Raw genomic sequence first — 25473 nt, forward strand, 5'->3', positions numbered from 1 at the left:
GGCAGGGTGAAACAAGAGGAGAACCCGATGGGAAGCCTGGAGTGGCAGCCGGCAGCCGACCGGGCCGGACTGCTCGCCGACCCGGTCGCAGAGGTCATCGCCGGACAGCCGGAGGCGCGGGTCGCCGAGATCGATCCGGAGCTGGCCGACACCGCGGCCTTCTGTGAGCGCTACGGGGTGCCGCCGGAGGCGACCGCGAACTGCGTGATCGTGGCCGCCAAGCGCGGCGGCGAGGTCACCTACGCGGCCTGCACGATCCTGGCCACCGGTCGCGCCGACGTGAACGGGGTCGTCCGCAAGCACCTGGGCGCGCGCAAGGTGTCCTTCGCGCCGATGGCGGAGGCCACCTCCCTCACCTCGATGGAGTACGGCGGCATCACGCCCCTCGGCCTGCCGCCGGACTGGCCCATCCTGGTGGACGAGGCAGTCGTGAACGCGCCGCAGGTCGTCCTCGGCAGCGGCCTGCGCAGGTCAAAGCTGCTGCTTCCCGGCAAGGCCATCGCGGACCTGCCGGGCGCTGAGGTCCTGGCACTGGCCCTCACCCGATGAAACCGATCATGGCGATGCCACCGCCCCGCCGCGCATAGTCGCCCTAAGCGAATCCTGCCGAAGGCGCCGCCACCACCCAGACAAGCCTCTGACCAGCACGCCAACGCTGTGCCCTGCCACTGGGTGACCTGGGCACACCCGGAGGGTCGCCATGCACATCCGGCGACCCACCCCACCCATGGCCGCGACCAGCGTTGTACACCCCGCCTGACCTCGCAGATCGGTGTGGTCGTGCGGGAGCTGGCCGAACGCGCCGGCGCGCGCCTGTTATCGGCGCTGGGCGTGCTGCTGTCCCGGCACATCGCACTGCGCGCACTGCTGAGGCTTGCGCGACCGGTGCTGCGGGCGCTCGGTGTGGACCAAGAGCGCGTACCTGGCGACGAGGTCGGCGAGCGCGATCCGGTCGCGCGGATCGAGCACTCTCATGAGAGCCCCAGGCGTTCGGCGCCGATCGCGGCGAGCCTCTCCGACGACCGAGGAACCTCGCTGTAGCACGACGTGAAAAGCCCAAGGTCCAGCGACATGTCCGGAGCATACAGGGGTTCGAGAAACGCTCTCCGACCGACGAGCGAGGGCACTGCGCTCATCCAGAACGCCTGATTGGCCGAGCTCGCTTCATGCTCGATCAGCAACTCGCTGGGCTCCGGCTGCGGATGGCTGTTGCAGCGCCTCGGACACCATCTCGTGCGGCACCGGGCGGCGGGGGAAGTGCGTCTGGTTCGCCCTATCCCGGGACCGTACGAGGAGGCGATGTCGGCGAGCACGAGCCCCGCATCGTCGGGGTGCGGCTCGATGACCGCGGGACGATATCCGGCACCGTAGACCGGAGGCGCAACCGTCCCGCCGGTGGCGATGCCAGCCGCAAGGGCGACGAAGTCCCGCGCAGCCCCGGCCGCCAACGGGCAGGCACGGCCGAGGCCCCATAAGCCGCGCCGAGCAGACCACCGGCGATAGCGGCGCCGAGACCCGCGCTCCGCGTTCTCTAGCGCCAAGCGCAGGTGATCGGCACCAAACGAACCGGCGGCCGGTGATTTAGCGGGTGCCGCTGGTGGGTGGGGTGGGATCGCGGGGGCTTACCAGGCCGCTTTGGTAGGCGAACACGACGAGCTGGGCGCGGTCGCGCGCGCCGAGCTTGGTCATCGCCCTGCTGACGTGGGTCTTGGCCGTGGTGGGGCTGAGCACCATGGTTTCGGCTATTTCGTCGTTGTTCAGTCCGTGGGCGACCAAGGCGACGACTTCACGTTCCCTGTTGGTCAGCGACTCCATTCCCGCTGCCGGCAGCACGTCCGGTGGCCGGGCGACGAATTCGCTGATCAGCCGACGGGTGACTGCGGGAGAGAGCAGCGCGTCCCCGCGCTCGGCCACCCGCAGCGCCTGAAGCAGCTCGGCGGGGTGGGTGTCCTTGAGCAGGAAGCCGCTCGCGCCGGCCCGCAGCGCGCGGAAGATGTACTCGTCCAGCCCGTAGTTGGTGAGGATGACGACGCGGACGCCGGCCAGCCGCCGGTCGGCGACGATCTGCCGGGTCGCCTCGATGCCGTCGAGCACCGGCATCTGGATGTCGACCAGCGCGATGTCCGGGCGGTGCTCCACGGCCAGTGCGATCGCCTGCTGCCCGTCGGCGGCCTCGGCGACCACTTCGATGTCGTCCTCGGAGTCGAGCAGCGACCGGATCCCGCTGCGGATCAGCATCTGGTCGTCGGCCAGCAGGACACGGATCATGCCGCCGCCCGGATCGGCAGTTCGGCGCATACCCGGAAGCCGCCGTCCTTGTGCGGCCCGGCGTGCAGGCGGCCGCCGAGCGCGGCGACCCGTTCGCGCATGCCGATCAGGCCGAGCCCCTGGCCCGCCGGCGGGACGCTGGACACGGCGCCGTCGTTGTCCACCTGGACGATCAGCTCGTCCGGCCCGTAGCGCACCTGAACCGTGGCCCTCGCCCCTGCGGCGTGCCGCGAGACGTTGGTGAGCGCCTCCTGCACGATGCGGTAGGCGGCCTGGTCGACGTCGCGCGTGAGCCGGCATCGCGTACCGGTCACCGTCACGGTGACCTGCAGCCCGGCCGTGCGCGCCCGTGCCACCAGGCTTTCCAGCTGGTCAAGGCCGCTGGTCTCGCCGTCCTCGTCGGTGCGCAGCACGCTGAGTGTGGCCCGCAGTTCCCTGGCGGCGTCCGCGCCGGCCTCTTGGATCGCCAGCAGCGCGGGCGGCACCTCCTCACCGCGCTTGCCCGCCAGGTGCACCTCGACGCCGGCGTGCACCTGGATCACCGAGATGCTGTGCGTGAGCGAATCGTGCAGTTCCCGTGCGATGCGCAACCGCTCCTCTACGGCCCTGCGCCTGGCGGCCTCGTCCTTGGTTCGCTCCGCCTCTTCGGCGCGCTGCTCTACCTCGCGCAGGTGAAGCAGCCACATGCGGGCGGCGACGAGCATGACGCCCGCGGAGATGAGCCATCCGGTCCCGTAGAGCCTCCGCAAGCCGCGATCGGTACGCATTCTCCCAGGATACGGGCCGGTTCCGCAGGCGCGTCCTCCCGCTGGACCCATTGCCGCCTACTCCCGCCGTAGTACACCGGCGGACCGCTGACTCCCCGCTGAGCAGGAGAAAGACACACCCTGTACCCGACGACCGAAGACCTGCGGGGTCGGCACCATCGTCCCCATGACACAGATATCGAGCAGCGAACGTCCCGCAGCAGCGCTGGACACGGTCGCGGAGGTGCTGAGGCCGGGGGACGAAGACTACCCCGAGTCCGCGGCGATCTTGTTCGCCGACGGCACGCCCGACCTGGTGGTCCGTCCCCGCGACGCGGCCGGGGTGGCGGCGGCGCTGCGCTACGCGGCCGACACCGGGCTGGCCGTGACGGTGCGGTCCGGCGGACACAGCATGGCGGGCTTGAGCACGAGCACCGACGGAATGATCATCGACACGCGGCGGATCAATGATGCGCGCCTGCTGGACCCGGCCTCCGGGCGGGTGCGCGTCGGTGCGGGCGCGACCTGGGGTGCGGTGGCCGCGGCGCTGAGCCCGCACGGGCTGGGGCTGACCGCGGGAGACACCAAGCAGGTCGGTGTGGGCGGGCTGACGCTGGGAGGCGGCATCGGCTGGATGGTACGCCGGCACGGGCTGGCCATCGACAGCCTGGCGGCGGTTCGGCTGGTCACCGCGGACGGCCGGCTGATCGGCGCGGACGCCGTCGAGCACGCCGACCTGTTCTGGGCGCTGCGTGGTGGCGGCGGCAACTTCGGCGTCGCGGTCGGCTTCGACTTCATCGCCCAGCCGATCACCTCCGTGCATTTCGGAACGATCAGCTACCAGGCCGGCGACCTGCCGGGACTCATCGCCTGCTGGCGCGACCTGATGCGAGCCGCCGACGAGAAGCTGACCACGACGCTCAGCTTCATGCCGGCGATGCCCGGGCATCCCGCGGGCGTCACGCTGACGTGCTGCTACGCCGGTTCGGACGGCGGTGAGGCGGAGCAGGCGCTGCGTCCGTTCCGAGCACTCGCCCCGGTCATCTCCGACGGCATCAGGCCCATGCCCTACGCCGAAGTGCTTGAGGACGCCGGGCCGCTGCCTCCCGGACTGCGCATGGAGGTGCGCAACACCTTCTTCAGCACGCTCGACGACACGCGCGTCGCCGCAGTCGACGAACTGTTCACCGGCGGCGGAGCGGCGCTCTCGCTACGCAGCATGGGCGGTGCGGCCGCGCGCGTCAGCCCGAACGCGACCGCCTTCGCCCACCGGGACGCCGAAGTCATGGTGGCGGCCGCCTTCCTGATCCCGGACGCCGCACCGCCCGGGCTCCTGGATCAGGCGTTGCACCGGTGGTCGCAGGTGAGCGCCCTGGGCTCGGGCGCTTACGTCGGATTCCTCGGCTCGGCCGAACCCGCGGACGTCGCGGCGGCCTACCCACCGGACACCTACCGGCGCCTGGCCGAGGTCAAACGCCGCTACGACCCCGGCAACGTGTTCCGGCGCACCCACAACGTCCTCCCTGCCTAGTCCTGGCGGACGTTCCAAATCTCTCGGGCAGACGGGGCCAACAACCCACGAAGGGACTCCGCAGTTGTTCCGAGCGTGGCTTGGGCACTCCGCAGCGAGTAGGTGGCGGCGCAAAGCGACGTCCTCAAGGCGGCAGCCGACGAATTGGCCGCCCATTAGGAGCGGTGGGCAAGCCTAGATACGCTGGCGTCGGCGCGGTTCGTGGTGCCGGAAACCAACTTCTACTGCCACCCTCCGCAACTGCTTGGAGACGTGAATTTCGGGGACCTCCTGGATACCGGGGATGCACCAGTTCATATCCGGCGACTATGGCATGGCAACCGCGCCCGCATGACGGGCCTGGAGGCAATTTCCACCAGCCGGCTTAGGCTCGGCGAGCGCTCCCCCTGCTGGGCGATACCGGTTCGCCTCGCCGCCACTTCTGCCCGAGAGCGGGGCCGCGGATGCACCGCACATGCTCCGCCACACCTTCATGACCACCAAGCTCGACGCCGGCGTCGACCTCCGCGACGTACAGACCCACGCACCACCATGCGCTACGACCGAGCCCGCAACAACCTCGACTGCCACCCCCACTACATACTCGCCGCCCACATGGCCTCCGGCACCTGAACCAGGGCCCGCAGACGGATCGTGCTGGGATGCCGAGTTCAGGGTGTTTGCGGGAGCGTGGACGCGATTTCGGTTGTGCCGATGAGTTTTGTGCGGATGCGTGGTCGATACGGCTGGACACCGACAGCGGTGGGCCTGTGCTGGGAACATTCCAGCGCGGGAGGAAGCGCATGGAGGCAGTGATGAGCGTCGACGGTTCCAAGCAGGAGCACACCATCCGGACTGGTGAGCGGGGGACGCGGGTGAACGGTCCCAGGGTGTTGGTGGCGGGGGCGAGCATCGCGGGACCCGCGCTGGCCCACTGGCTGCGCCGGCGGGGGGCCGAGGTGACCGTGGTGGAGCGGGCTCCTGAGCTGCGTCCCGGCGGGCAGGCGGTGGACGCGCGCGGGGTCGCCAGGGAGGTCATCGGGCGCATGGGGCTGGACGCGGCGGTGCGCGCGGCGTGCACCGACACCGCCGGCGCGCACACCGTGGGCGCGGACGGGCAGGTGCTGGAGACCTTCCGTGCCGACGACGACGGTGGCGACGGGTTCATCGCGGACATCGAGATCCTGCGCGGGGACCTGGCCCAGGTGCTCTACGACGACACCCGCGACGGCGTCGAGTACGTCTTCGGCGACCGAATCGCCGGGCTCGCCCAGGACGCGGACGGGGTCGACGTGGTCTTCGCGGGCGGCGACCGGCGGCGCTTCGACCTGGTGGTCGGGGCCGACGGGCTGCACTCGGAGCTGCGAGCGATGGTCTTCGGGCCGCATGAGCGGTTCCTCCGCCACCTCGGGCACGTGCTGGCCTTCTACAGTGTGCCCAACGAGTTCGGACTGGACCGCTGGCTGCTGGAGCACCAGGACCAGGAGTCCGGGCGCTCTGCCCTCCTGCGGCCCATCCAGGACGCCACCCGGGCGATGGCCATGTTCTACTTCGCCTCGGCCGACTTCGACGTCGACTACCGTGACGTCGCGGCCCAGAAGGTCCTGCTGCGTGAGCGGATGGCGGGCCTGGGCTGGTTGACCCCGGGCATCCTCGCGCACCTGGACGACACCCCGGACTTCTACCTCGACCAGGTCGCCCAGGTGGTGATGGACCGCTGGTCCAGTGGACGGGTGGGGCTGCTCGGGGACGCGGCGTTCAGCTCCTCGCCGATGTCGGGACAGGGCACCGGTCTGGCCCTGGTCGGCGCCTACCTGCTGGCCGGAGAGCTGGCCGCCGCCGGATGGGACCCCGACACCGGGTTCGCCCGCTACGAGGCGGGGATGCGCTCGTTCGTCGAGGCCAACCAGGAGATCGGCCGGTTGAACGCCCGCAGCCGCGACGTCCCAGGGCCAGACGCCGAGCCACGTCCCGATTTCGCCGGCGAATGGTTCGCCGAGCTGGTCGGGCGCGCGATCAACGGCATAGAGCTGCCCGACTACGCGGGGGTGCCAGACTCCGCAGCCCCGCCCGGATCGCCGATCACCTCCTCGGCCAAGCCGTAGGCGTCACATAACGTGTCGAAAGGGACCACGCTTCGGTGGGACACCGCCGGCCGACCTCCGCTCATGCCGAGTGTCGTCGGTCTGGTCCTGCGCCTGATACGGGCGCAGCGTCGCAGGTATGACTTCGTTCGATGAGCTCCTGGGAGCGACGCCTGGCGCTGGGAACGCAAGTGGGGACATCCTGCGGTGGGCGACGCTCGCCTACCTGGCCCGATACAAGGCTGACTCACGCATGCACACAGGGTGAGCCGTACCGGGTTTGGTGCACCGAACGGCACCTAGAGCCCTTAGCGGTACGGCGCGCGCGGGTGGAGATGTCCGTGCGCTGGCTGCAGGAGGTCCGCCGGTTCCGGGCCTCGACCGTGTCCCGGCGGCTGTCGGTAGTGGCCGGCTTCCACCGGACCTGTGTGATCGACGGAATTCTGGAACACTCGCCCGCCGACCATGTCCGTCGCCCGAACGTACCGCCGCAATCGCCAACGCTCGGATCGTCCCATCCGCAGTTCGAGGCCCTGCTGTCAGCTGCACGCGCCTCGGCCGACCCCAACGACTTCGCGATGCTCGGGCTCCTCGGGTTGCGGATCTTCGAGGCCACCAGCGCCGACATCGACGACCTGGGCGAGGAGCACGGTCGCCGAGTCCTCCGCGTGATCGGTGAGGGCAACCGGATCGTGCTGATGCCTCTCCCGCCGGCAGTCGGCGGAGCCATCGACCACGCCACCTGTGACCGGACCAGCGGGCCGATCCTGCTCAACACCCGCGGGACCCGAATGGGTCGGCACGCCGCCACCCGCCGATTGCGCCGACTCGCGGCCCAATCCGTCGTCCGGTTGCCACGGACGCACCCCCACATGCTCCGCCACACCGTCGTGACCACCATGCTCGACGCCGGCGTCGACCTCCGCGACGTACAGATCGCCGCACGCCACGCAGACCCACGCACCACCATGCGCTACGACCGAGCCCGCAGCAACCGCGACCGCCACCCCGACCACATCCTCGCCGCCTACATGGCCTGCGGCACCTGAGCCAAGGCCCCACACAGAAACGCGCTGGTCTGCCGATGAGTACGTGCGAGATCTGACGTCGGCTGTGCCGTGTCCCCGGGGGTTAACGCCAGGGCATGTGCTGTAGGCACCAGGTGTTGCCGTCGGGGTCGGCGAAGTAGGCGTAGAACACTCCGCCGAGGTCCTCGACCTCGCTGATCTCGACGCCGCGTTCGAGGAGTTCGGCGCGGGACGCCTCGATGTCGGCGACCACCAGGTGCAGACCGCGCAGTGTTCCCGGCGGCATGTCGAGGGTGGGGAGGCCTTCGGCGAGGGTGATCGAGCATGCCGAACCGGGTGGGGTGAGTTGGACGATGCGGATACCGGGCTTGGGGTTGACGTCGACGTCGAGGCGGAACCCGAGCTGGTCCTGGTAGAAGGCCTTGGCCCGTTCGATATCGGTGACCGGTACCGGCACCAGCTCCAGCAACAGCATGCCGGGCGGCACGGGAGGGTTACCGGAATCCTTGGGGATCTCGTTGGTGGGGGTGGGCGTGTCGGTCATGGATGGCGCCTTTCGTGGATGAGGGTGGCGAGTAGGGCGGCAAGACGGTCGTATCCTTCGCCGGCGCCGCGTTCCATCGGGCTGCGCACGACCGCGTCGCGGATCTCGGACGAGGAATATCGCGCGGTGACGGTCATGGCGGTGCGTCCGTCTGTCTCGTCCAGAACGGTGGTGACCAGTGCCTCACCGTCGGCCCAGTCACGGTGGATCTCGGTCTGTACGAGGCGCACCGGCGGCACGACCTCGCGGAACAGCCCATGGAGTTCCATCTCGGCGCCGGCCGGGCCGGTGGAGACGAACCGCCAGGCACCACCGGGGCGCAGGTCGACCTCACAGACGGTGAGCCGCCAGCCGCGGGCGCCGTGCCAGCGGCGGAGCAGTTCCGGTTGGGTGAGCGCGGCGAAGACCAGCGGCGCGGGAGCGGCGAATGTGCGGGTGAGGACGAGGTCGGTGGTCCCGGACGCGACGACCCGCAGCCCGAGGCCGGGGTGTGGAGATGTCACGTTCCGCCGTCCTGCAGGTCGCCCAGCAGGGCATCCAGTCGCTGGTAGCTCGTTTCCCAGTAGTCGCGGTAGTCGGCCAGCCAGTCCGTGGCCGTCCTGAGCGGTTCGGCCACCAGCCGGCACGGCCGGCGTTGCGCGTCGCGGCCGCGACTGACCAGGCCGGCTCGTTCAAGCACCCGCAGGTGTTTGGAGACGGCCGGCTGGCTCATCGCGAATGGCGCGGCCAGCTCGGTGACCGTGGCATCACCGGTCGCGAGCCGGGCCAGGATGGCCCGCCGGGTGGGGTCGGCCAGTGCCGCGAACGTCGCGTCCAGCGTGTCGCTTGCCACCATGTCGATAACCCTTCGGTTCTATAACCCGATGGTTTTATATGTGTTAGGGTCCGGGTTTGTCAAGATCGCGAACGCTCTGGGGGCACCATGGGAAAGGTCTTCACACAGGCGTCGGTCTCGCTGGACGGGTACATCTCCGGGCCTGGCCAGACAGGATTCGACCGGCTGTTCGCATGGTGCACGGCCGGCACCGTCGCCACCCCCACGGCCGATCCGGACCGGCTGACCTACCGCACCTCCGAGGCGACCGCCCGGTACCTGCGTGAACTCCAAGAGCGGATCGGGGCCTGTGTCGTCGGCCGCAACCTGTTCGACCTCACCGCGGGTTGGAATGGGCGGCACCCGAGCGGCGTGCCGGTGTTCGTCGTCACCCACCGTCCACCGCCGGCCGGCTGGGAGGCCACTACGACGTCGTTCACATTCGTCAGTGACGGCGTGGAGAACGCGATCGCGCGGGCCCGTGAGGTGGCAGGGCATCGCGACGTCGGTGTCGGCCCCGGCGGCACCGTGGCCGACGCGCTGAATGCCGGCCTGCTCGACGAGTTGCGGATGGACATCGTGCCGGTGGTTCTCGGTGCCGGCACACCCATGCTGACCGGGCTTGGCGACACAGCACCGATCGGCTTCGACCCAGCGGAGATCATCGAGGGGATCGGCGTGACTCACCTGATCTATCGCCGCGCGACGCAGAACCTCAGGTAACGCCAGACACCGCCCAAGGACACACTCTCATGCCGCTGGTCGAGCGCTGCTGATCGCGGTGCCCGCCCGGCGGATAGCGTCATGGTTGGGCTGGGACGTCGCTGAGGTCGAGCCGGTACCAGTCCGCGTCCGTGAGGATGTGCAGGTCGGGACCGCGTCCGATGACGAGCGCACCGTCGGGGAGTTTCTGCCCGTTCGGAAGTACGAGCCGGTATTCTCCGGTGCTTCGCATCCGGCCGTCGGCCAGTTGTCCGGCGACCAAGCGGTCGCGGTCGGCGCCGTATCCGCCGTACAGAGCAATGCGTGACCCGTCGGTGATGAGCGCATGCGCGGCAGCGCCGTCACCGTGCCAGCCGGTGAGAGCCCCTTCGTGGACGCGGACGATGGGGAAGTCGGTGTAGTAGCACGTCCAGGCGGTGTCCCCGTCGACGTTGAGCGCATAGCAGTCGCTGATCGCACCCCACGGGTTGTTCACGTGGGAGGGGAACCGCCAGTCGGCCTCCAGGTTGGAGGAAAAGCGTGCGAGCCCGCAGGAGCCGATCGGTTCCCGGTCGTCAGCCTGGCCCCAGCCGTAGTTGCCGTAGACACCTTCGTCGAAGTAGCCCACCCAGACGTGGCCGGTGCCGGTGGTCAAGACGTGCTCAATGCCGTCCCCGAGCGTTTCAGCGGCCAGAGCGGTTCCCTCGGCGGAGTAGATGATCGCATTGCGATCTGGACCGTCCTGGCGCCATCGAGCCCTGGCGCCCACGGCCAGAACTCGGCCCTCGGGCAGCGGCTGGACGGTCGGGTGCGCGAGCGGGAAGTCGTGGATCGTGGTCACGTTGGTCAACGTCGGTGAGTGCAGCGTCACGCGAGCGGTCACCGGGCGAGGGGCGCGATGGTCTGGGAAGGTGGCCCCGCCCGGTTGCGTCGTCGTCGACGTCACGGCCTGCACATCGGCGGCGGCCGACCACAGTGCGATGACCTCGCCGCTGGGGCCGATCGAGGCGTTCACTCGTGCATCGCCGCTCTGGGCTGCGGCGATGCGTACGTGATGCCGTACGGGAAGGGGCATCGTATGACCCTTGGACCGCCGCTTGCGCTGCTTCTTCACCTCGTCACTCCACCACCGTCAGCCGAGTAAGGCCACCGAATATCTGGTGTCGCCAACTTCCCAGGCGCACTCCTCTGCCGCTGAGTGTTCGGGAACAACGTGCACTGCGCTGCAGCCAGCCGCAGGGATGAGCGTGACGGCCGTGGAGTTCGGCCGCCGAGTTGGTGCCAGGGAATTCGATCAGCGATAGGCGGAAGGTGTTCGAGCGGTGTACATCCGCTTGAGGTGTTCCCGGGCCGGAAACGAAGGCACCTCTGACCATATTTCTGCTGATCAGAGGTGGTGAAGGTGGGCCGGGGCGGGGTCGAACCGCCGACCTTCCGTTTTTCAGGAGTAGCAATCACCCTGCTGTGGTGCCGTTTGCGGAGGTCGGGAGGTGCCTGCGGTGTGTCTGTGGTGCTGGTTGGTTGCTGTCAAAGTCGCCCTCAGCGGTCGGTGTCCGGGGATGCGTAGGCGATCCAGATTGTGCTGTCGTCATCGTTGATGACGTAGCGGACGCGCCCGCCGCTTGTGACCTCGTACTCCCATTGTTCGAGGTCGCGACCGTTGTGCCGGTGTGTTGCGAGATCTCCGCGGAGTCGGTGCTGTCGCTCGTGGTTGGAGCGGGAACGCGGCTCGGTGCGTAGGGCTTCCAGGCATCGGCGGGTGTTCGACAGAGCGAGACGGCAGAGTTCTTCCCAGCCTCGTACCGCCTCGCTGGTGCCGAACCTGACATCCCATTCGTCTTCTGGTGGCGGGACAGTGACCCTATCCCCTCGTTTGGGGCTCAAGGCGTTACCTCGACTGGGCCAAAGTCGCCAGATGTCGGCCGAAACGCTTCCTCATGCTCGGTGCGATCCGCCTTGATCCGTGCTGTGGCTCGCCAACCGGTGATGACCTCTTGAGCATTGGTGTCGAGGTCGAGTTCGGCAGCGTCGGACAATGCCTCGACCAGCTCCACGGTGAAGGCGCGGACCTCTTCAGTGCTCAGGTGACGTATCCAGGGGAAGACATCGGGCATGGCCAGGAGCAATGTCCGAGCGCTCGGATCATGCTTCATGAGCGCCAGAAAGATCCGCGACGCGGTCGTCAGACTCTCATCGCGCTGCTCTTCCCGGTCGGCAGCTGTGAGGTAGAAGTCGGGAGCGTCGCGGTGGGTGACACGCAGCCGGCCGAGCCGCGCGGCACGCTCGGCTACGGACTTGGGGTTGCGGGACAGGTCGGAGAAGGTCACTGCATCCGCGGTAGTACTCATGCCGCCATGGTACTCAGATTGTGTTCTGAAGTTGCCCCTCGGGCCTGTGACCCTCGGCGCGCGAGACCCCGCTTCAGGCTGCCTGCTCCTCGGTCTGGCTCGCGTGGATGACCGTCCGCTGGCCCCAGGAGCTACGTTGCCGTCAAAACAACACCCCGGGCCGTGGGGCTCCCGGGCCGTTTGCGCTGTTCAGAGAGGTGGGCAGGGGCGGGGTCGAACCGCCGACCTTCCACTTTTCAGCTATAGCAACGTCCCTGCCGCGCAAGCATCGACCGAGGTTGACCGGCTGCCAGCGTGCGCCTGCGGCTGGCGCTGGTGCCTGCTGTTGCTGTCGTTGAGGCGACCAGTGGAGCAGGCCTCGGGGAAGCTGTTGGACGGGAGAAACGCTAACCGTTGTCGCCGAAGAGTTCATGGAGGACTCCGAGGGCGCGTGGGGGGATCGATTCGTCGGGGAAGAATCGGTGCAGACGGCGATGGCGGCTTGGACGGTGTCGATTCCGACGAGGACTGCGAGGGCCCGGAGGTCGTCGATGTCTCGGGTACGACCGGCGAGGGCTTTCATGGCGAACAAGTGGTCGGGGGACGCGGCCATGACGCGTAGCCCAGGGTGGTCGAAGACTCGGCGTTTGCCAGGGTCGTTCTTTCCGGAGACGTAGACGCTGGCCTGTTCATTGAGCCACCAGCGCGGCAGCCCAAGCTCGTCTGCGACGGCTTGGGCTTCTTCGAGGACGATGCCGTGCGGGACGAACATCGCGTCCACGTCTCTGGTGATGCGTTCGGCGTCGTATGCCAGTGCCATGGCGGCACCGCCGACGACGAACAGGTCGGCGACGACTCCGCGGCGGACGAGGCGCTCGCCGAGCATGGTGAAGGCGCGTTCCAGTTCGGTTCGGCCGAGAAGGATGCCCGCCGGCTCGCTCATGCCGCTTCCAGGTCCTTAAGGGAGAGATAAACGCCGTGTTTGCGGAAAGCGGCGGGTGCCCAGGCGATGGCGTCGGCGCGCTGGACCGCGAGCTCGGCGGGGAACCAGGCGCGCCGCAGAACTCTTGGTTCGGCCCAGTCAGGTGGGGCCAGGTCGTGCTGGGCGGCCAGGTGCTCGGCGAGCGCGGCGAGCAGGACGCCCCAGCGTTCGTCGCCGGTTTGCCGAACGATCTGGCCTTGGGAACTCACCCGAACATTCCGCCAGCACTCGTGCCGGATCCTGTTCGCAGTTGTTCCATGTCGTTCGGGCTCGTACCAAAACGAAGAACGTCCATCGAGTTCGCCCACCATGGTCTCGGATGCGACAAAGCCGAGGCTCGCCAGTCCGGCGCCTGCATCTGGGTGGGTCCGTGGGGGTGGAAGCCCACGGGCCCACTACGGGCTGCGGAGCGCATACACGAGCGCCCCGCCGGATTGCAATCGAAGCGCCCAATTTGCTATATCTCCGTGCGCCTGACAATGATCCCTCTAGCCTCAGGACCGCCAACATCAACGACGTGCGGTCGGGCTTCCAGAGAGTTTCCCCCGATCATGCTCTGATTTGGCGAGCACTTCGCAGGCCACGGACTGGCAAGTTGAGGGAGACAAGTGAAGCAAGATCCACTTCCCATTATGGCGGGAGTATTTGTTACCATCGCGTTCTTCGCGCTGGTCGCCTACCTCGCGTCGATCCTTCGCTCTTCTCATCGCCCGTATCTGATGATTGGCTCCCTCGTAGGGCTGATAACAGCCTTCCCTGCACTCCTCTATGCATTGCTCGGATGAGAGCTGGATATAGGGCATTGGAGCAGATCTTCGAAGGATCCTTCTTTGCAACGTTTCCGGGCCGGGAACGAGAAGTCATTCTGTCTTCGGCCCGGAAGTGCGAATTCCAGCCCCGGGAACCGCTTACCTGCACTGGGCGGTTCCCGGAGGCTGTGATCGTTATCGTGCACGGCTGGGCCGCCGCTGATGTGCCTATCGCCAGAATGGCGACCTATGGCCCTGGCGACTGTGTCGGCGTCGAGGCTGTGGCCACACAGAATCTCTCTATGTCGACGATCTACGCGCTGACGACGGTCCATGGACTGTCGATCGACAGCGCCAAATTCTTGGAAGTCTTGGAGAGGCTTCCGCAAGTTCGTGAGCTAATCGCTCTTCAGCTTGAGCATGGCTACCTAACAACTCCTCCCCGAACGTCCACGTCGTCGCGTACCCATTTTTCATCGACGACTGGCCCCGCAGACTCAACCCAATTCATCGACCTGCTCAAGGCATATCATTTGGCGTGCGGCCAGCCCAGTTACAGGACGCTTGCCCAGTTGTCATACCGTCAGCGGCATGGCAACCTCCACCTTGCCCCACTTTCGCCGACTACTGTCAGTAATGTCTTGAGCGGGCGCCGTCGGAACAAGATTCCCCGCTGGGAATGGGTCGCAAGTTTCGTCATCTCATGTCTCACCTACGCACAGCAGTGTGCACTCAAAACTTCATCGGAAAGCGAGGAGTTGCAGCAGTGGCGCTCTCTCTATGCGACCGCCCGAAAAGAGCAGTCCACCGTGCGGCGTGACTCTCAACTCGGTTCGTCCTCCTCCTGACTCTCGCGGCTGCACTGCCTTCCCTTGGATAGGCTTTACACCGATGTGCCGCGCGGTCGTGCTCTGGCCCGTTGGTCAGACGATCGCCTAGCCCTGAACGGTGCCTCAGCCATACGCAGCAAGCCGCCGACCTTCCGCTTTCAGGAGTGACAGCCACTACTGCCTCGGCGTCTACCGAGGTCGGGCAGTGCCTGGTGGATGCGCGTGGTGCCCTTGGCGTGTTGGCAGTGCCGTCAGATGGTCGGTGTCGTCAGGCGACCCTGATTGAGTGAGGTCCCACGTTGAGGGTGTCCGCCGAACGCGGGTGCGTAGGCGCGGAGCGTCTCTAGTCCATGGCTTTGATGTCGCCGTTCTCGATCTGGGAGACGCGGGACTGGGAGACCCGATGGATCTGGGCGACCTCGGCCTGCGTTTTGCCGACGGCCTTATGGAGTTTCTTAAGGTGGTGGCCGGCGGCATAGGCATCCCGTTCGGCGCGAGCCTGGGCCTGGTGCTCGGGGTCGGCCAACTCGGGCTGGCGGCTATGTGCTTCGGCCTTGATGTCCTGCAAACGGCCTCCGGTCCTCATCGCCCGGCCTCCTTTCCTTCGCAGCCCAGTACTTGGCGTAGCGGGCTTCGGCCAGTGGGATGGCCTCGTCCTCATCGAGGCCACTGCCCGGCCCAGTCCCGGCCACGAGAAGGATCGCGGAACGGTCCGGATCGAAGGCGAACAGCATGCGGATCCCTGACCGGCCTCGGCTGCCGGGCCGCAGCTCTTTGAGGTTACATAGCTCGCTGTGTTCCAGGGTGTCGACGAGCGGGCGTCCCAGCGTCGGCCCGACTTCGGCGAGCTGGTCGATGGCTTGCTCGATCAACGGCTGCGGTGTCCACATCGACTTCGCGCAGCTTGGGGAGTCAGCTCTCGACAGATCCGAGGAGGATGACACGTCCCAGGCCACACCTGCCAATGTAATCTTTAGCTTATATCGATGGTCGACCGTCTGCCGTGCCATGGTGGTCGTTGCCGTCAAAAACGGCGCCCCAGGCTGTGTGGCTCCGGGGCGTTTTCGCTGGTCACGTGAGGTGGGCACGGGCGGGGTCGAACCGCCGACCTCCCGCTTTTCAGCTACACAACACCTCTACCGGCGAAGCATCGCCTGATGCTGACCGGCTGCCAGCGTGCGCCCGTGGTTGGAGCTGGTTCCTGCTGTTGCTGTCACCGTTTACTGTCAGCTTTCGCGTGTCAGGCGACTTTGATTGAGTGGGGGCCGACGCTGACGGTGATGTCCACGTGCCCGCCGAGCGCGGTGGCGTAGGCGCGGAGCGTCTCCAGTTCCATGGCTTCAAGGTCGCCGTTCTCGATCTGGGAAACGCGGGACTGGGAGACGCCGAGGATCCGGGCGACCTCGGCCTGTGTCTTGCCGATAGCCTTGCGAAGTTCCTTGAGATGATGGCCGGCGACATAGGCGTCCAGTTCGGCGCGGGCCTGGGCTTGCCGCTGGGGGTCAGCCAGTTCGGGCTTGCGGCGGTGCGCTTCGGACTTGATGTCCTGCCAACGGCGTCCGGTACTCATCGTCCGGCCTCCTTATCCTTCGCAGCCCGGTATTCGGTGCAGCGGGCTTCGGCCAGTGGGATGGCCTTGTCGTACCACCGGGACCACTGCCCGGCCTTGTCTCCGGCGACGAGGAAGATCGCGGCGCGGTCGGGATCGAAGACAACAGCATGCGGATCTCGGATCTCCCACGGCTGCCGGGTCGCAGCTCCTTGAGGTTGCGCAGCTCGCTGTGTTCCAGGGTGTCGACGAGCGGCCGTCCCAGTGTCGGCCCTACTGCGGCCAACCTGTCGATGGCCTGCTCGATCAAGGCTGCGGTGTCCGTGTGGGATTCGCAGAGCTTGAGGAACGAACTCTCGACTGGTTCGAGGAGGATGACGTCCCAGAGCACTCCACCAATATAACCTGTGGCTCATATCGATGGCCGACCGTCCGCCTCTGAAGGACATCCGTTGCCGTCAAAGACAACGCCCCGAGCCTGCTGGCTCCGGGGCGTTTGTGCTGGCCTTTGAGGTGGGCAGGGGCGGGGTCGAACCGCCGACCTTCCGCTTTTCAGGCGGACGCTCGTACCGACTGAGCTACCTGCCCAGGACGCGCGTCGGCGCGTCTGGCGGTCCTGACGGGATTTGAACCCGCGGCCTCCACCTTGACAGGGTGGCGAGCACTCCTAACTGCTCCACAGGACCTTGCGTCTCCGAGCCTAGCGGGTCCGGAGGAGTGTCTTGGCCGGGGGACCGGCGCTTGGCGACGTCCGTGAGCATACGCGATGGCCGAGGACGGCGCCAACTCGTTAACGGGGGGAGGGCGGTAACGGAGCGGTACCGGGCCGGTACCGATAGGGGGCGGGTTTGTTTGGTGGTGCAGGCGGTGTTTCGCTTTTGTGGTCGGAGTTCCTACTCTGACCCGGGTCAGCGTCGCCTCGGAGGGGCGGCCGAGATGTGAGAGAGGCCGGAACGCATGGTCGCAAAGCTCCCAGACCAGGCTGAAGAGGACTACCAACGAGGACTAGGTACCCGCCAGATCCAGATGCTGGCGATCGGCGGAACCATCGGCACGGGGTTGTTCCTCGGGGCCGGGGAGAACATCGCCAAGGCCGGGCCGAGCCTGATCCTGACGTACGCCGTCGCAGGGCTCATGCTGTTCTTTGTCATGCGGGCGCTCGGTGAGCTGCTCACCTACCGGCGGGCCGAGGGGGGGTTCGCCGGGTATGCCCGGGAGTTCCTTGGTCCGTTCTGGGGCTATGCCACGACGTGGACGTACTGGATCATCTGGGTGACGACCGGGATGGCGGAGCTGACCGCGGCCGGCAAGTACATCCAGAAATGGTGGCCGGGCGTCGAGCAGTGGCAGACGGCGCTGGTGGCGCTGATCGTGCTGTTCGTGGTCAACCTGATCTCGGTCAAGCTGTTCGGTGAGCTCGAGTTCTGGTTCGCCATGATCAAGGTCGCGGCGATCGTGATGATGATCCTGGTCGGGCTCGGTGTGCTGATCTTCGGGTTCAGCGACGCGGGCAAGACGGCGGAGGTCTCCAACCTGTGGTCGCACGGCGGGGTGTTCCCCGAGGGGATCAGCCCGACGCTCATGACGCTGCAGATGGTCATGTTCGCCTACCTGGGCGTGGAGCTCGTGGGCGTGACCGCGAGTGAGGCGAAGGATCCGGAGAAGAACATCCCGCGGGCGATCAACGCGTTGCCGGTGCGGTTCGCGCTGTTCTACCTGGGGTCGCTGCTGGTGATCCTCGCGGTGGTGCCGTGGACGGCGTTCAAGGGCGGTGCGAGCCCGTTCGTGCTGGCTTTCGACCAGATCGGCATCAAGGGCGGCGGGGACATCGTCAACTTCGTGGTGCTGACGGCGGCGCTGTCGTCGTGCAACGCGGGAGGGCTGTACTCGACGTCCCGGATGCTGCGGACGGCGGGTGTCAACGGGGACGGGCCGAAGGTGCTGTCGCGGTTGAACGGACGGGGTGTGCCCGTTCTGACCGTGGTCATCTCCGCGCTGGTCATGGGGATCGGCGTGGTGGTGAACGCGGTGGTCCCGGATAAGGCGTTCGAGTACATCACGTCGGTGTCGACCGGTGGGGCCATCCTGGTGTGGGCCGTCATCCTGGTGTCGCACATGATCTACCGGCGGAGGGCGACGGCGGGTCAGCTGCCGAAGTCGTCCTACCGGATGCCGTGGGCGCCGTACACGAACTGGATGGTGCTCGCCTTCTTCGTGTTCGTCACGGTGACGATCGCCTGGGAGTCCGACACCCGGGTCGCGCTGTACGTGATGGCGGGCTGGCTCGCCCTGGTCGTGGTGGGCTGGCCGATCGCGCGCCGTGGCTCTCAGCGGGCGACGGGAGTGAAGGTCACTCTGGCCGAGGAGAGCACGAGCGCTTGAGCGGGAGGCGTCCCGGCGGTCCGCCGCCGGGACGTCCCGCTGGGTGCGATGATGAGCCATTGATCGTCCCGGGACTGGAGGCGCCTGTGACGCGCGGTCTCCTGCCCGGCGTCCCGCGCAGCATGCTGGAGGTGCGGGTCCGCTGGGTCCTGATGGTCGTCGTCGGCGTCGCCAACCTCGTCGGTTCGCTGGTCGTGCTGCTGTTCGCGACGTTCGTGGTGCCCGATCCGCCGCTGGACGACCGCCACCATGTGCGCCTGGTGAACGCGGCCGCCTTCTTCAGCTATCCCGTGGTCGCCGTGCCGTTCGCGATGGTGATGGGACTGTGGCTTTGGCGACCGGTGATCAGTCTCGTCCGGGACGGTGGGATACCGGATCGGCGGCAAGGCCGGGCGGTCCTGCTGGGGCCGCTCCGGCTGACCCTGCTCGTGGGCGCCTTGTGGGGTTTCGGGGCGGTGGGGTGGGCCGTCCTGGACCTGGTCCTGTTCACCGGGCGGCTGGCGGTGAAGACGGGGCTGACCTGCCTGCTCGGCGCCGCGACGACGTGCACGATCGTCTACCTGCTGTCGGAGCGGCTGCTGCGGCCGGCGGCGGCGCTGGTCCTGGCCGCCGAGCGGCCCCGCAGGTTCCGGCTGCCGGGCGTGACGACGCGGGTGATGCTGGCGTGGGCGCTCGGGACGGCGATCCCGGTGTTCGGGCTGATCTGCGTGGCCGTCGCCGCGCTCGCGGCACCGGACATCGGCGCCACGCAGCTCGCCGTCACGATCATCGGCCTGGGCGGCGCCGCGCTGGCCGCGGGCGTCTACGTCACCTACATGGCCACGCGGGCGATCGCCGATCCGATCAGGTCGCTGCGCAAGGGCATGGCGCAGGTCGAGCGGGGCGATCTGCGGGCCGAGGTCGAGGTGTACGACGCGAGCGAGGTCGGGCAGTTGCAGGCGGGGTTCAACCACATGGTCGCGGGGCTGCGGGACCACGAGCGGTTGAGGGACCTGTTCGGACGGCATGTCGGTGAGGAGGTCGCGGGCCTGGCGCTGGAGCACGACATCAGGCTCGGCGGCGAGACCCGGGAGGTGGCCGTCCTGTTCGTCGATCTCGCCGGTTCCACGCGGCTGGCGGAGACGCGCAGCCCGGACGAGGTGGTGGGGCTGCTCAACATGTTCTTCGGCGTCGTGGTGACCGTCGTCGCCAGGCACGGCGGGTGGATCAACAAGTTCGAGGGGGACGCGGCGCTCGCGATCTTCGGGGCGCCGACCGCGCTGGACGACGCGGCGGGCGGGGCGCTCGGCGCCGCGCGGGAGCTCGCCGGACGGCTGCGCGCGGACGTCCCGCTGCTGGACGCGGGCATCGGCGTCTCGGCCGGCCCGGTCGTCGCCGGCTACATCGGCGCCGAGCAGCGCTTCGAGTACACGGTCATCGGCGACCCGGTGAACGAGGCCGCGCGGCTCAGCGACCTCGCGAAAGTGTGGCCGGGGCGCGTGCTGGCCTCGTCCGTCGTCCTGGACGTCGCGCACCTCGCCGAGGCGGACGAATGGGAACGCGGCAAGTCGATGACGCTCCGCGGCCGGAGCCGTCCGACCCGTCTGGTGGCCCCGAAGACGTCCGCCGTCACGGTGCCCGCGCCGTCGCCGGAGGACGGGGAGGCGCCGTCCGCGCGCCGCATCCGGTTCCCGCGCGCTCCGGGCTTCCGGCGCAGCCGCAAGCTGCTGCTGGGGGCGCTGGTCCTCTCGCGCGCCGCCCGCCTCGCCCGTCCCGACGGCCCGGCGGCCGGTGAACCGGAGCCGGGCGCGGGATCCGTACCTGAGGTCGAGGACGGACCGGCGCCCGGCAAGTCGGAAGGGCCCGATTAATCGATCACACGCCGTGTCTGTCGCGTGGCAGCCCGATACGGGCGCGTATTGTCACCGTGCGTACATAGTCTGCTACCAGTTTGTCACTCCATGGTCATCGAACGGACCAATGGTGGGAGTGACACCGTCCAGCACTCGAGAGGTGAAGATGTTCCGACGGTACGGTCTCGCACTCGCCGCGGTCGCGACCACGACGACGATCACCGGACCCGTGGCGCCCGCCGCCGCGGACCCGCATCCCGTCCTCGCCTCGCTTCCGGGCGCTCCCGAACCGCGTCCCCGAACCGCCGCCACCACCGCCGTCCTGAGCGCCAAGGTCACCAACGTCGCGCACCGCGGCGCGTCCGCGTACGCGCCGGAGAACACGCTGGCCGCCTTCCGGCTCGCCAAGTCCAGGCATGCCGACGTCTTCGAGATCGACGTCCAGGAGACCAAGGACCACAAGCTCGTCGTCCTCCACGACTCCACGCTGGCCCGGACGACCAACGTCGAGAAGGTCTACCCCAACGGCGGGCCCTGGAAGGTCTCCAGCCTCACCCTCGCCCAGATCAAGAGGCTGGACGCGGGCTCCTGGTTCTCCACGAGGTACAGGGGCGAGCGCGTTCCGACGCTGGCCGAGGTGCTGAAGACGATGCGGAGCGCCGGGCTCGGGCTGCTGCTGGAGATCAAGAACCCGGCGAGCTACCCCGGCATCGAGCGCCGGATCGCCGCCGAGCTCAGGCGCTCCCCGGGCTGGCTGCGCAGCGACCCGCGCGAGCGCCGGCTGGTGATCCAGTCGTTCGACTGGAACTCGGTGCGCCGCTTCCACTCCGCGCTCCCCGCCGTGCCGACCGCGCTGCTGGGCGCCCCCAAGGCCGCCGACCTGCCCAAGATGGCCAAGTTCGCCGATCAGATCAACCCGAAGTACGCCGACCTGTCCGCGTCCTACGTCAAGAAGGTGCACGCCGCGCGCATGCACGTCCTCACCTGGACGCTGGACGACCGCACCCGGATGCGCAAGGCCGTCGGCCTCGGCGTGGACGGCATCATCACCAACAAGCCCGACGTCCTGTACAGCGTCCTGAGGTCCGCGTCCCGCGAGGCCGCCTGACCTGATCTCCGGCCCGATCCGGCCGCGCACCGCCTGGGTGCCGGTCCGATCGGGCCTGCCCTCTGCCCTAGGTAGGGGCCGGGCGAGGGAGTTCGCGGGCGCGGGCGATCAGGGCGCGTGCGGCCGGGTTGCGGGGTCCCTCGGCGCGCCAGGCGAGGACGATGCGGCCCTGCAGCCGGGGGCGGACGATCGGCATCGTGTGCAGTTCGTCCGCGTATGCCTCCGCTGTGGGCCTGGGCAGGATCGCCACGCCGAGCCCGTGCGCGGCGAGCTGGGCGAGGACGGGCGGCTCCCCGGCCTCGAACGCGATGCGCGGGCGCAGTCCGGCGGCGGTGAACGCCTCGTCCAAGACGGCGCGGATCCCGGTGCCCTTCGGCAGGCTGATCAGGTCCCGGTCGCCGAGCGACCGCAGCGCGATCGTCGGGCGTTCCGCCAGCTCGTGGTCCCGGCTGACGGCGGCGTAAAGGGAGTGCTCGACGACGACCTGGATCTGGAGGCCCTCGGGCGGTTCGGAGCCGAGGCTGAGGAAGGCGAGGTCGATCCGTCCGGCGCGCAGCGCGTCCGCCAGGGAGGTGGTGTCGTCCTGCGTGACGGTGATCTCGACGTTCGGATGGTCGCGGTGGAAGCCGGCGAGCAGGCCGGGCAGGTTCAGGGCCCTGCTCCAGTCGATGGTGCCGATCGTGACGTGTCCGCGCAGCAGCCCGGTCAGCTCGTCCACCGACAGTCGCGCGCCTTCGACGGCCGCGAGCGCGGCCCGCGCGTAGGGCAGGACGGCCTCGCCGACCTCGGTCAGCCGGACGGTCCGTCCCGAGCGGTCGAACAGGGGCTGGCCGAGCTCGCGTTCGAGCTGCCGGATCTGCGCGCTGACGCCCGGCTGGGCGACGTGCAGGCGGGCGGCGGCCCTGGTGAAGCCGGCCTCTTCCGTCACCGCCACGAAGTACTCCAGCTGGCGCAGCTCCATAACGCGCGATGCTAACAGCGCGGGAATCCAGTTCCCATGCTTCTGCCGAACCTGCGCGAATGCGGCGCTGTCCGTGCGAAACCGGCCTTGTCCGTCCGACTCGGTGGTGCGCCTTTTGGGCCCTTCCGTCCGGGGATCGACGGGATTAGCGTTCCGGGCATGAGCCGGGTTCACGACATGGGCGGCCAGGAGGGGTTCGGGCCCGTTCCGATCGTCGTGGGCGGCGAGCCGCCGTTCCCCGCGCCGACTGGGAGGCCCGCGTCCTCGCGCTCAACTCCGCGCTCCTGCGCGCCGGGACGTACAACCTCGACGAGTTCCGCGACGCCATCGAACGGCTCCCGCCGGAGACCTACCTCGGGTCGTCCTACTACGAGCGCTGGCTGCTCGCCATGGAACGACTGCTGGAGGCGAAGGGCATTGTCTGAGCATCCGGCGGTGACCATCCCGGGTGGCGGCGCGTACGCCGTGGGCGATCGGGTCCGGGTCCGGACGGTCGATCCCGGGCATCACACCCGGGTGCCGCGTTACGTGCGCGGCCAGTCCGGCGTGATCGTCGGCGAGCACGGCAGGTGGCCGCTGCCGGACGACCGGGCCCGCGGCATCGAGCCGCCGCGCGTCGAGACCGTCTACATCGTGCGCTTCGGCGCCGCCGACCTGTGGGGCGAGGGGGATCACACCGTCGCCGTCGATCTGTGGGAGTCCTACCTTGAGCCGACCTGAAGGTCCCGCCGAGGCCGGCCCGGACGACGCGGACGCCGCGCCTGCGAGCCCGCCCGACACCCACGCCGAGCCCCCGTCCGGCGCCGTGGACGTCCACACCGCACAGCCCGCCGGGTCCGGCGCGCATACCGAACCGCCGGTCGCGGCGCGGGTGCGGCGGCTGGAGGAGCGGGTGATCGGCGCCGGGCTGGCGACCGACGAGCAGCTGGACGGGTTCCTGGCCGCCTACCTGCGGCGCGCCTGGCCGGTGAACGGGGCGCGGCTGGTGGCGAGGGCGTGGATCGACCCGGTGTTCCGCGAGGTCCTGCTCGCCGACGGGAACGCCGCGGTCGCCGAGCTGGACCTTGGGCCGGGCGACGCCGCCCGCGCCGGATACCGGCTCACGGTCGTCGAGAACACGGCCCGCGTCCACAACGTGATCGTCTGCACGCTCTGCTCGTGCTACCCGGTCTCCCTGCTCGGCCCGTCCCCGTCCTGGTACAAGAGCCACGCCTACCGGGCGCGGGTGGTGAGGGAGCCGCGGGCCGTGCTGGCGGAGTTCGGCCTGGCCCTGCCGGACGGGGTGGAGATCGCCGTCTGGGACTCCAGCTCGGACGCCCGCTACATGGTGCTGCCGCGCCGCCCGGCCGGGTCGCAGAGCCTGGACGAGGACGGGCTGATCTCGCTTGTCACGACGAAGGGCCTGGTAGGCACCGCTTCGGTGTGAACCATTTCTTTGACCTCTCTTGATCGCGGGGCTGCCGTCCTCAGGACTGAACTCGATCTGGCGGGTGATTACCTCACCTGCGGGAGGTCGGGTGCACGGACGGCGCACATGGTCCATACGGGTGCGGATGACCGTTATTGCCGGGGCGGTCACCGCCGTTGTCTGTGCCGTCCTGGCCGTGCTGATCGTCGCCGGGGTCCGGGGCCGGGTGGCCGACTACAAGCGCCAGCAGGCCACGTCGGCGGCGCTGCAACTGGTGTACCTGATCAACCACGAGGAGGTGCCGCCGGAGCTGGACGCGCCGGAGTCGGTCGTCTTGCAGGTCCTGAACCCCCGGGGGCGGGTGGTCGCGGGGACGCCGGGGATGCGGGCGAAACGGCCGATCGCCCGGTTCGTCCCCGACGAGCGGAGCGTGTACGCGACCAAGGTGCTGTGCCCGCCGGCGGGCCTCGAAGGGTGCATGTCCGTGGAGGCGTTCCGCATCTCCGAGGAGGACGGCGACTGGACGATCTACGCCGCCGCCGAGAGCATCCCCTGGTACGTCAGCGCCGGCCTGTGCACGTTCGCGATCAGCCTGTCGCTGCTGATCGTCCTGCTGGCCTCCCTGCGGACGTGGCGGACGGTCGACCAGGCCCTCGCCCCCGTGGACGCGATCCGGGCCGAGCTGAGCGAGATCACCGCGCGCCGGTCGGGGCACCGCGTCCCGGTGCCGGAGAACCGGGACGAGATCAGGCTGCTGGCCGAGGCCGCGAACGCCACCCTCGACCGCCTGGACGCCGCCCTGGCCCGGCAGCGGAGCTTCACCTCCGACGCCTCCCACGACCTGCGCAGCCCCATCGCGGCGGCGCGCGCGCAGCTGGAGGAGGCGCTGATGTACCCCGACGACGTGGACTGGCCGCGCACCGGCCGGACCGTCCTGCAGAGCCTCGACCGGCTGCAGGCGATCGTCACCGACCTGCTGGAGCTCGCGCGGCTGGACGCGGAGAAGTGGAAGGACGACGAGACGGTCGACCTCGGCGCCCTGGTCACCATCGAGGTGACGCGGTCCGAACGGAGCAAGCGGATCGCCACCCACCTCCAGGACGCCGTGACGGTGCGCGGGGACCGGCTGCGCCTCGTCCGGCTCCTGACGAACCTGCTCGACAACGCCGAACGCCACGCCGACACGCAGATCGACGTCACGGTGCGGCAGGAGGACGGCGTCGCGGTCCTGGAGGTCCTCGACGACGGCGCGGGCATCGCCGAGGCCGACCGGGAGGTCGTGTTCCAGCGCTTCGCCCGGCTCAGGGACGCGCAGGCCAGAGACGCGAACGGCACGGGCCTCGGCCTCCCGATCGCCCGCGAGATCGCCACGTCCCACGGCGGCGACCTCACCATCGAGGACAGCGAGCGCGGCGCCCGGTTCGTCCTGCGCATCCCCCGCGACACTCCAGAGCGCGACGGCAAGAAGGACGGCGACCAAGGCGCCGACCGGAAACGCTGACCGAGCGCGACCATGCCGAAGACGCGATCACACTGGCCGCCAGGACGGTGCGGTCGGTCGTCTGAGGGAGTATCCGCGCTGAGCGCGTTGCGGGCGGGCTCATGGGGTGGCCTGGGGGGCCGTCTCAGAAAAGGGAAGACCCCGCGGG

At 68.8% G+C, this 25473-nt stretch carries 26 protein-coding genes, 2 tRNA genes and 1 pseudogene; 14 read left to right on the forward strand and 15 right to left on the reverse strand.

Going from position 1 to position 25473, the window contains the following annotated elements:
• The first annotated feature begins 27 nt into the window (after positions 1–27).
• Entirely contained in the window at positions 28–549 is a 522-nt protein-coding gene (locus tag E1298_RS05160; protein ID WP_131889597.1) for a YbaK/EbsC family protein, read from the forward strand.
• Positions 550–780: 231 nt separating this feature from the next.
• Positions 781–1041 carry a hypothetical protein gene (locus tag E1298_RS51705; protein ID WP_207944444.1) on the forward strand — a complete coding sequence of 87 codons (261 nt, stop codon included), beginning with the start codon at positions 781–783 and terminating at the stop codon, positions 1039–1041.
• 540 nt (positions 1042–1581) lie between these two features.
• On the opposite strand, the gene E1298_RS05170 is transcribed toward E1298_RS51705, so the two are convergent.
• On the reverse strand, positions 1582–2268 hold the full coding sequence (locus tag E1298_RS05170) for a response regulator (protein WP_131889617.1): 687 nt from the start codon (positions 2266–2268) through the stop codon (positions 1582–1584).
• Positions 2265–3035 (reverse strand): sensor histidine kinase, encoded by a 771-nt coding sequence (locus tag E1298_RS05175; protein WP_243725399.1) that lies wholly within the window; start codon positions 3033–3035, stop codon positions 2265–2267. The genes E1298_RS05170 and E1298_RS05175 overlap by 4 nt, the downstream gene beginning before the upstream one ends.
• 166 nt (positions 3036–3201) lie before the next feature.
• On the opposite strand from E1298_RS05175, the gene E1298_RS05180 reads away from it, so the two are divergent.
• From E1298_RS05180 to E1298_RS05195, 3 genes are all read left to right on the forward strand, one after another.
• On the forward strand, positions 3202–4545 hold the full coding sequence (locus E1298_RS05180) for an FAD-binding oxidoreductase (protein WP_131889599.1): 1344 nt from the start codon (positions 3202–3204) through the stop codon (positions 4543–4545).
• 794 nt (positions 4546–5339) lie between these two features.
• Positions 5340–6629 (forward strand): FAD-dependent monooxygenase, encoded by a 1290-nt coding sequence (locus E1298_RS05190; RefSeq protein ID WP_207944445.1) that lies wholly within the window; start codon positions 5340–5342, stop codon positions 6627–6629.
• 320 nt (positions 6630–6949) lie between these two features.
• Positions 6950–7657 carry a tyrosine-type recombinase/integrase gene (locus E1298_RS05195; protein ID WP_207944446.1) on the forward strand — a complete coding sequence of 236 codons (708 nt, stop codon included), beginning with the start codon at positions 6950–6952 and terminating at the stop codon, positions 7655–7657.
• 82 nt (positions 7658–7739) lie between these two features.
• Here the strand turns inward: E1298_RS05195 and E1298_RS05200 are convergent, their stop codons facing one another.
• From E1298_RS05200 to E1298_RS05210, 3 genes are read right to left on the reverse strand one after another with little or no spacing between them, the layout of a single operon-like run.
• Positions 7740–8180, reverse strand: coding sequence for a VOC family protein (locus tag E1298_RS05200; RefSeq protein WP_131889600.1), 441 nt, complete (start codon positions 8178–8180; stop codon positions 7740–7742).
• Positions 8177–8683 carry an SRPBCC family protein gene (locus E1298_RS05205; RefSeq protein ID WP_131889601.1) on the reverse strand — a complete coding sequence of 169 codons (507 nt, stop codon included), beginning with the start codon at positions 8681–8683 and terminating at the stop codon, positions 8177–8179. Before E1298_RS05205 ends, E1298_RS05200 begins: the two co-directional genes overlap by 4 nt.
• Positions 8680–9012 carry an ArsR/SmtB family transcription factor gene (locus E1298_RS05210; RefSeq protein WP_131889619.1) on the reverse strand — a complete coding sequence of 111 codons (333 nt, stop codon included), beginning with the start codon at positions 9010–9012 and terminating at the stop codon, positions 8680–8682. The genes E1298_RS05205 and E1298_RS05210 overlap by 4 nt, the downstream gene beginning before the upstream one ends.
• Positions 9013–9102: 90 nt before the next feature.
• Between E1298_RS05210 and E1298_RS05215 the strand changes: the two genes are divergently transcribed.
• Entirely contained in the window at positions 9103–9717 is a 615-nt protein-coding gene (locus E1298_RS05215) for a dihydrofolate reductase family protein (RefSeq protein WP_131889602.1), read from the forward strand.
• Positions 9718–9796: 79 nt separating this feature from the next.
• Here the strand turns inward: E1298_RS05215 and E1298_RS05220 are convergent, their stop codons facing one another.
• From E1298_RS05220 to E1298_RS05240, 4 genes are all read right to left on the reverse strand, one after another.
• Positions 9797–10810 carry a hypothetical protein gene (locus tag E1298_RS05220; protein WP_131889603.1) on the reverse strand — a complete coding sequence of 338 codons (1014 nt, stop codon included), beginning with the start codon at positions 10808–10810 and terminating at the stop codon, positions 9797–9799.
• Positions 10811–11576: 766 nt separating this feature from the next.
• Positions 11577–12044, reverse strand: a complete 468-nt coding sequence (locus E1298_RS05230) for a hypothetical protein (protein WP_131889605.1) — start codon at positions 12042–12044, stop codon at positions 11577–11579.
• A gap of 142 nt (positions 12045–12186) precedes the next feature.
• The gene (locus E1298_RS05235) at positions 12187–12966 is read right to left on the reverse strand and encodes a DUF6036 family nucleotidyltransferase (protein ID WP_131889606.1); all 780 of its coding nucleotides are present in this window, start codon (positions 12964–12966) and stop codon (positions 12187–12189) included.
• A complete protein-coding gene (locus E1298_RS05240; RefSeq protein ID WP_131889607.1) occupies positions 12963–13214 on the reverse strand; it encodes a hypothetical protein in 252 nt (83 codons plus the stop codon). The genes E1298_RS05235 and E1298_RS05240 overlap by 4 nt, the downstream gene beginning before the upstream one ends.
• A gap of 593 nt (positions 13215–13807) precedes the next feature.
• Here E1298_RS05240 and E1298_RS05245 point away from each other — a divergent pair.
• Positions 13808–14602: a Crp/Fnr family transcriptional regulator gene (locus E1298_RS05245; RefSeq protein WP_131889608.1), complete on the forward strand. Its 795-nt coding sequence runs from the start codon at positions 13808–13810 to the stop codon at positions 14600–14602.
• Between the two features lie 325 nt (positions 14603–14927).
• Here the strand turns inward: E1298_RS05245 and E1298_RS05250 are convergent, their stop codons facing one another.
• The 5 genes from E1298_RS05250 to E1298_RS05275 form a co-directional block, all read right to left on the reverse strand.
• Complete coding sequence (locus tag E1298_RS05250) at positions 14928–15152, reverse strand: helix-turn-helix domain-containing protein (RefSeq protein WP_243725400.1); 225 nt, start codon at positions 15150–15152, stop codon at positions 14928–14930.
• A complete protein-coding gene (locus tag E1298_RS05255) occupies positions 15124–15540 on the reverse strand; it encodes a type II toxin-antitoxin system RelE/ParE family toxin (RefSeq protein WP_341770592.1) in 417 nt (138 codons plus the stop codon). Before E1298_RS05255 ends, E1298_RS05250 begins: the two co-directional genes overlap by 29 nt.
• A gap of 284 nt (positions 15541–15824) precedes the next feature.
• Positions 15825–16154 carry a helix-turn-helix domain-containing protein gene (locus E1298_RS05260; RefSeq protein WP_131889609.1) on the reverse strand — a complete coding sequence of 110 codons (330 nt, stop codon included), beginning with the start codon at positions 16152–16154 and terminating at the stop codon, positions 15825–15827.
• A gap of 493 nt (positions 16155–16647) precedes the next feature.
• Positions 16648–16721: transfer RNA gene (locus E1298_RS05270), tRNA-Phe, on the reverse strand.
• Between the two features lie 20 nt (positions 16722–16741).
• A tRNA-Asp gene (locus tag E1298_RS05275) sits at positions 16742–16819 on the reverse strand.
• Positions 16820–17090: 271 nt separating this feature from the next.
• Here E1298_RS05275 and E1298_RS05280 point away from each other — a divergent pair.
• The 3 genes from E1298_RS05280 to E1298_RS05290 all read left to right on the forward strand — a co-directional run bounded on the left by E1298_RS05280 (position 17091) and on the right by E1298_RS05290 (position 21455).
• Positions 17091–18515, forward strand: a complete 1425-nt coding sequence (locus E1298_RS05280; protein WP_131889610.1) for an amino acid permease — start codon at positions 17091–17093, stop codon at positions 18513–18515.
• Between the two features lie 86 nt (positions 18516–18601).
• Complete coding sequence (locus E1298_RS05285; RefSeq protein WP_243725401.1) at positions 18602–20365, forward strand: adenylate/guanylate cyclase domain-containing protein; 1764 nt, start codon at positions 18602–18604, stop codon at positions 20363–20365.
• Positions 20366–20513: 148 nt separating this feature from the next.
• Positions 20514–21455, forward strand: coding sequence for a glycerophosphodiester phosphodiesterase (locus tag E1298_RS05290; RefSeq protein WP_207944447.1), 942 nt, complete (start codon positions 20514–20516; stop codon positions 21453–21455).
• A gap of 67 nt (positions 21456–21522) precedes the next feature.
• Here the strand turns inward: E1298_RS05290 and E1298_RS05295 are convergent, their stop codons facing one another.
• Positions 21523–22416, reverse strand: coding sequence for a LysR family transcriptional regulator (locus E1298_RS05295; RefSeq protein ID WP_131889611.1), 894 nt, complete (start codon positions 22414–22416; stop codon positions 21523–21525).
• Positions 22417–22655: 239 nt separating this feature from the next.
• Here E1298_RS05295 and E1298_RS51710 point away from each other — a divergent pair.
• The 4 genes and pseudogenes from E1298_RS51710 to E1298_RS05310 form a co-directional block, all read left to right on the forward strand.
• A pseudogene (locus tag E1298_RS51710) lies at positions 22656–22841 on the forward strand (hypothetical protein); the annotation flags it as partial.
• Between the two features lie 10 nt (positions 22842–22851).
• Complete coding sequence (locus E1298_RS49290; protein WP_207944448.1) at positions 22852–23136, forward strand: SH3-like domain-containing protein; 285 nt, start codon at positions 22852–22854, stop codon at positions 23134–23136.
• Complete coding sequence (locus E1298_RS05305; RefSeq protein WP_243725402.1) at positions 23123–23842, forward strand: nitrile hydratase subunit alpha; 720 nt, start codon at positions 23123–23125, stop codon at positions 23840–23842. The genes E1298_RS49290 and E1298_RS05305 overlap by 14 nt, the downstream gene beginning before the upstream one ends.
• A 127-nt stretch (positions 23843–23969) precedes the next feature.
• Positions 23970–25325 (forward strand): sensor histidine kinase, encoded by a 1356-nt coding sequence (locus E1298_RS05310; RefSeq protein WP_131889612.1) that lies wholly within the window; start codon positions 23970–23972, stop codon positions 25323–25325.
• Positions 25326–25473: the final 148 nt, after the last annotated feature.

The sequence above is a fragment of the Actinomadura rubrisoli genome (assembly GCF_004349215.1).
Taxonomy (GTDB): domain Bacteria; phylum Actinomycetota; class Actinomycetes; order Streptosporangiales; family Streptosporangiaceae; genus Spirillospora; species Spirillospora rubrisoli.

Bases quoted from the DNA above. Each gene is read 5' to 3' on its own strand.
- E1298_RS05180 (WP_131889599.1), top strand. From the start codon at position 3,202: ATGACACAGATATCGAGCAGCGAACGTCCCGCAGCAGCGCTGGACACG.
- E1298_RS05235 (WP_131889606.1), bottom strand. From the start codon at position 12,966: ATGAGCGAGCCGGCGGGCATCCTTCTCGGCCGAACCGAACTGGAACGC.
- E1298_RS05215 (WP_131889602.1), top strand. From the start codon at position 9,103: ATGGGAAAGGTCTTCACACAGGCGTCGGTCTCGCTGGACGGGTACATC.
- E1298_RS05280 (WP_131889610.1), top strand. From the start codon at position 17,091: ATGGTCGCAAAGCTCCCAGACCAGGCTGAAGAGGACTACCAACGAGGA.
- E1298_RS05190 (WP_207944445.1), top strand. From the start codon at position 5,340: ATGAGCGTCGACGGTTCCAAGCAGGAGCACACCATCCGGACTGGTGAG.
- E1298_RS05170 (WP_131889617.1), bottom strand. From the start codon at position 2,268: ATGATCCGTGTCCTGCTGGCCGACGACCAGATGCTGATCCGCAGCGGG.
- E1298_RS05175 (WP_243725399.1), bottom strand. From the start codon at position 3,035: ATGCGTACCGATCGCGGCTTGCGGAGGCTCTACGGGACCGGATGGCTC.
- E1298_RS05230 (WP_131889605.1), bottom strand. From the start codon at position 12,044: ATGAGTACTACCGCGGATGCAGTGACCTTCTCCGACCTGTCCCGCAAC.
- E1298_RS05295 (WP_131889611.1), bottom strand. From the start codon at position 22,416: ATGGAGCTGCGCCAGCTGGAGTACTTCGTGGCGGTGACGGAAGAGGCC.
- E1298_RS05290 (WP_207944447.1), top strand. From the start codon at position 20,514: ATGTTCCGACGGTACGGTCTCGCACTCGCCGCGGTCGCGACCACGACG.
- E1298_RS05160 (WP_131889597.1), top strand. From the start codon at position 28: ATGGGAAGCCTGGAGTGGCAGCCGGCAGCCGACCGGGCCGGACTGCTC.
- E1298_RS05310 (WP_131889612.1), top strand. From the start codon at position 23,970: ATGACCGTTATTGCCGGGGCGGTCACCGCCGTTGTCTGTGCCGTCCTG.
- E1298_RS05200 (WP_131889600.1), bottom strand. From the start codon at position 8,180: ATGACCGACACGCCCACCCCCACCAACGAGATCCCCAAGGATTCCGGT.
- E1298_RS05260 (WP_131889609.1), bottom strand. From the start codon at position 16,154: ATGAGTACCGGACGCCGTTGGCAGGACATCAAGTCCGAAGCGCACCGC.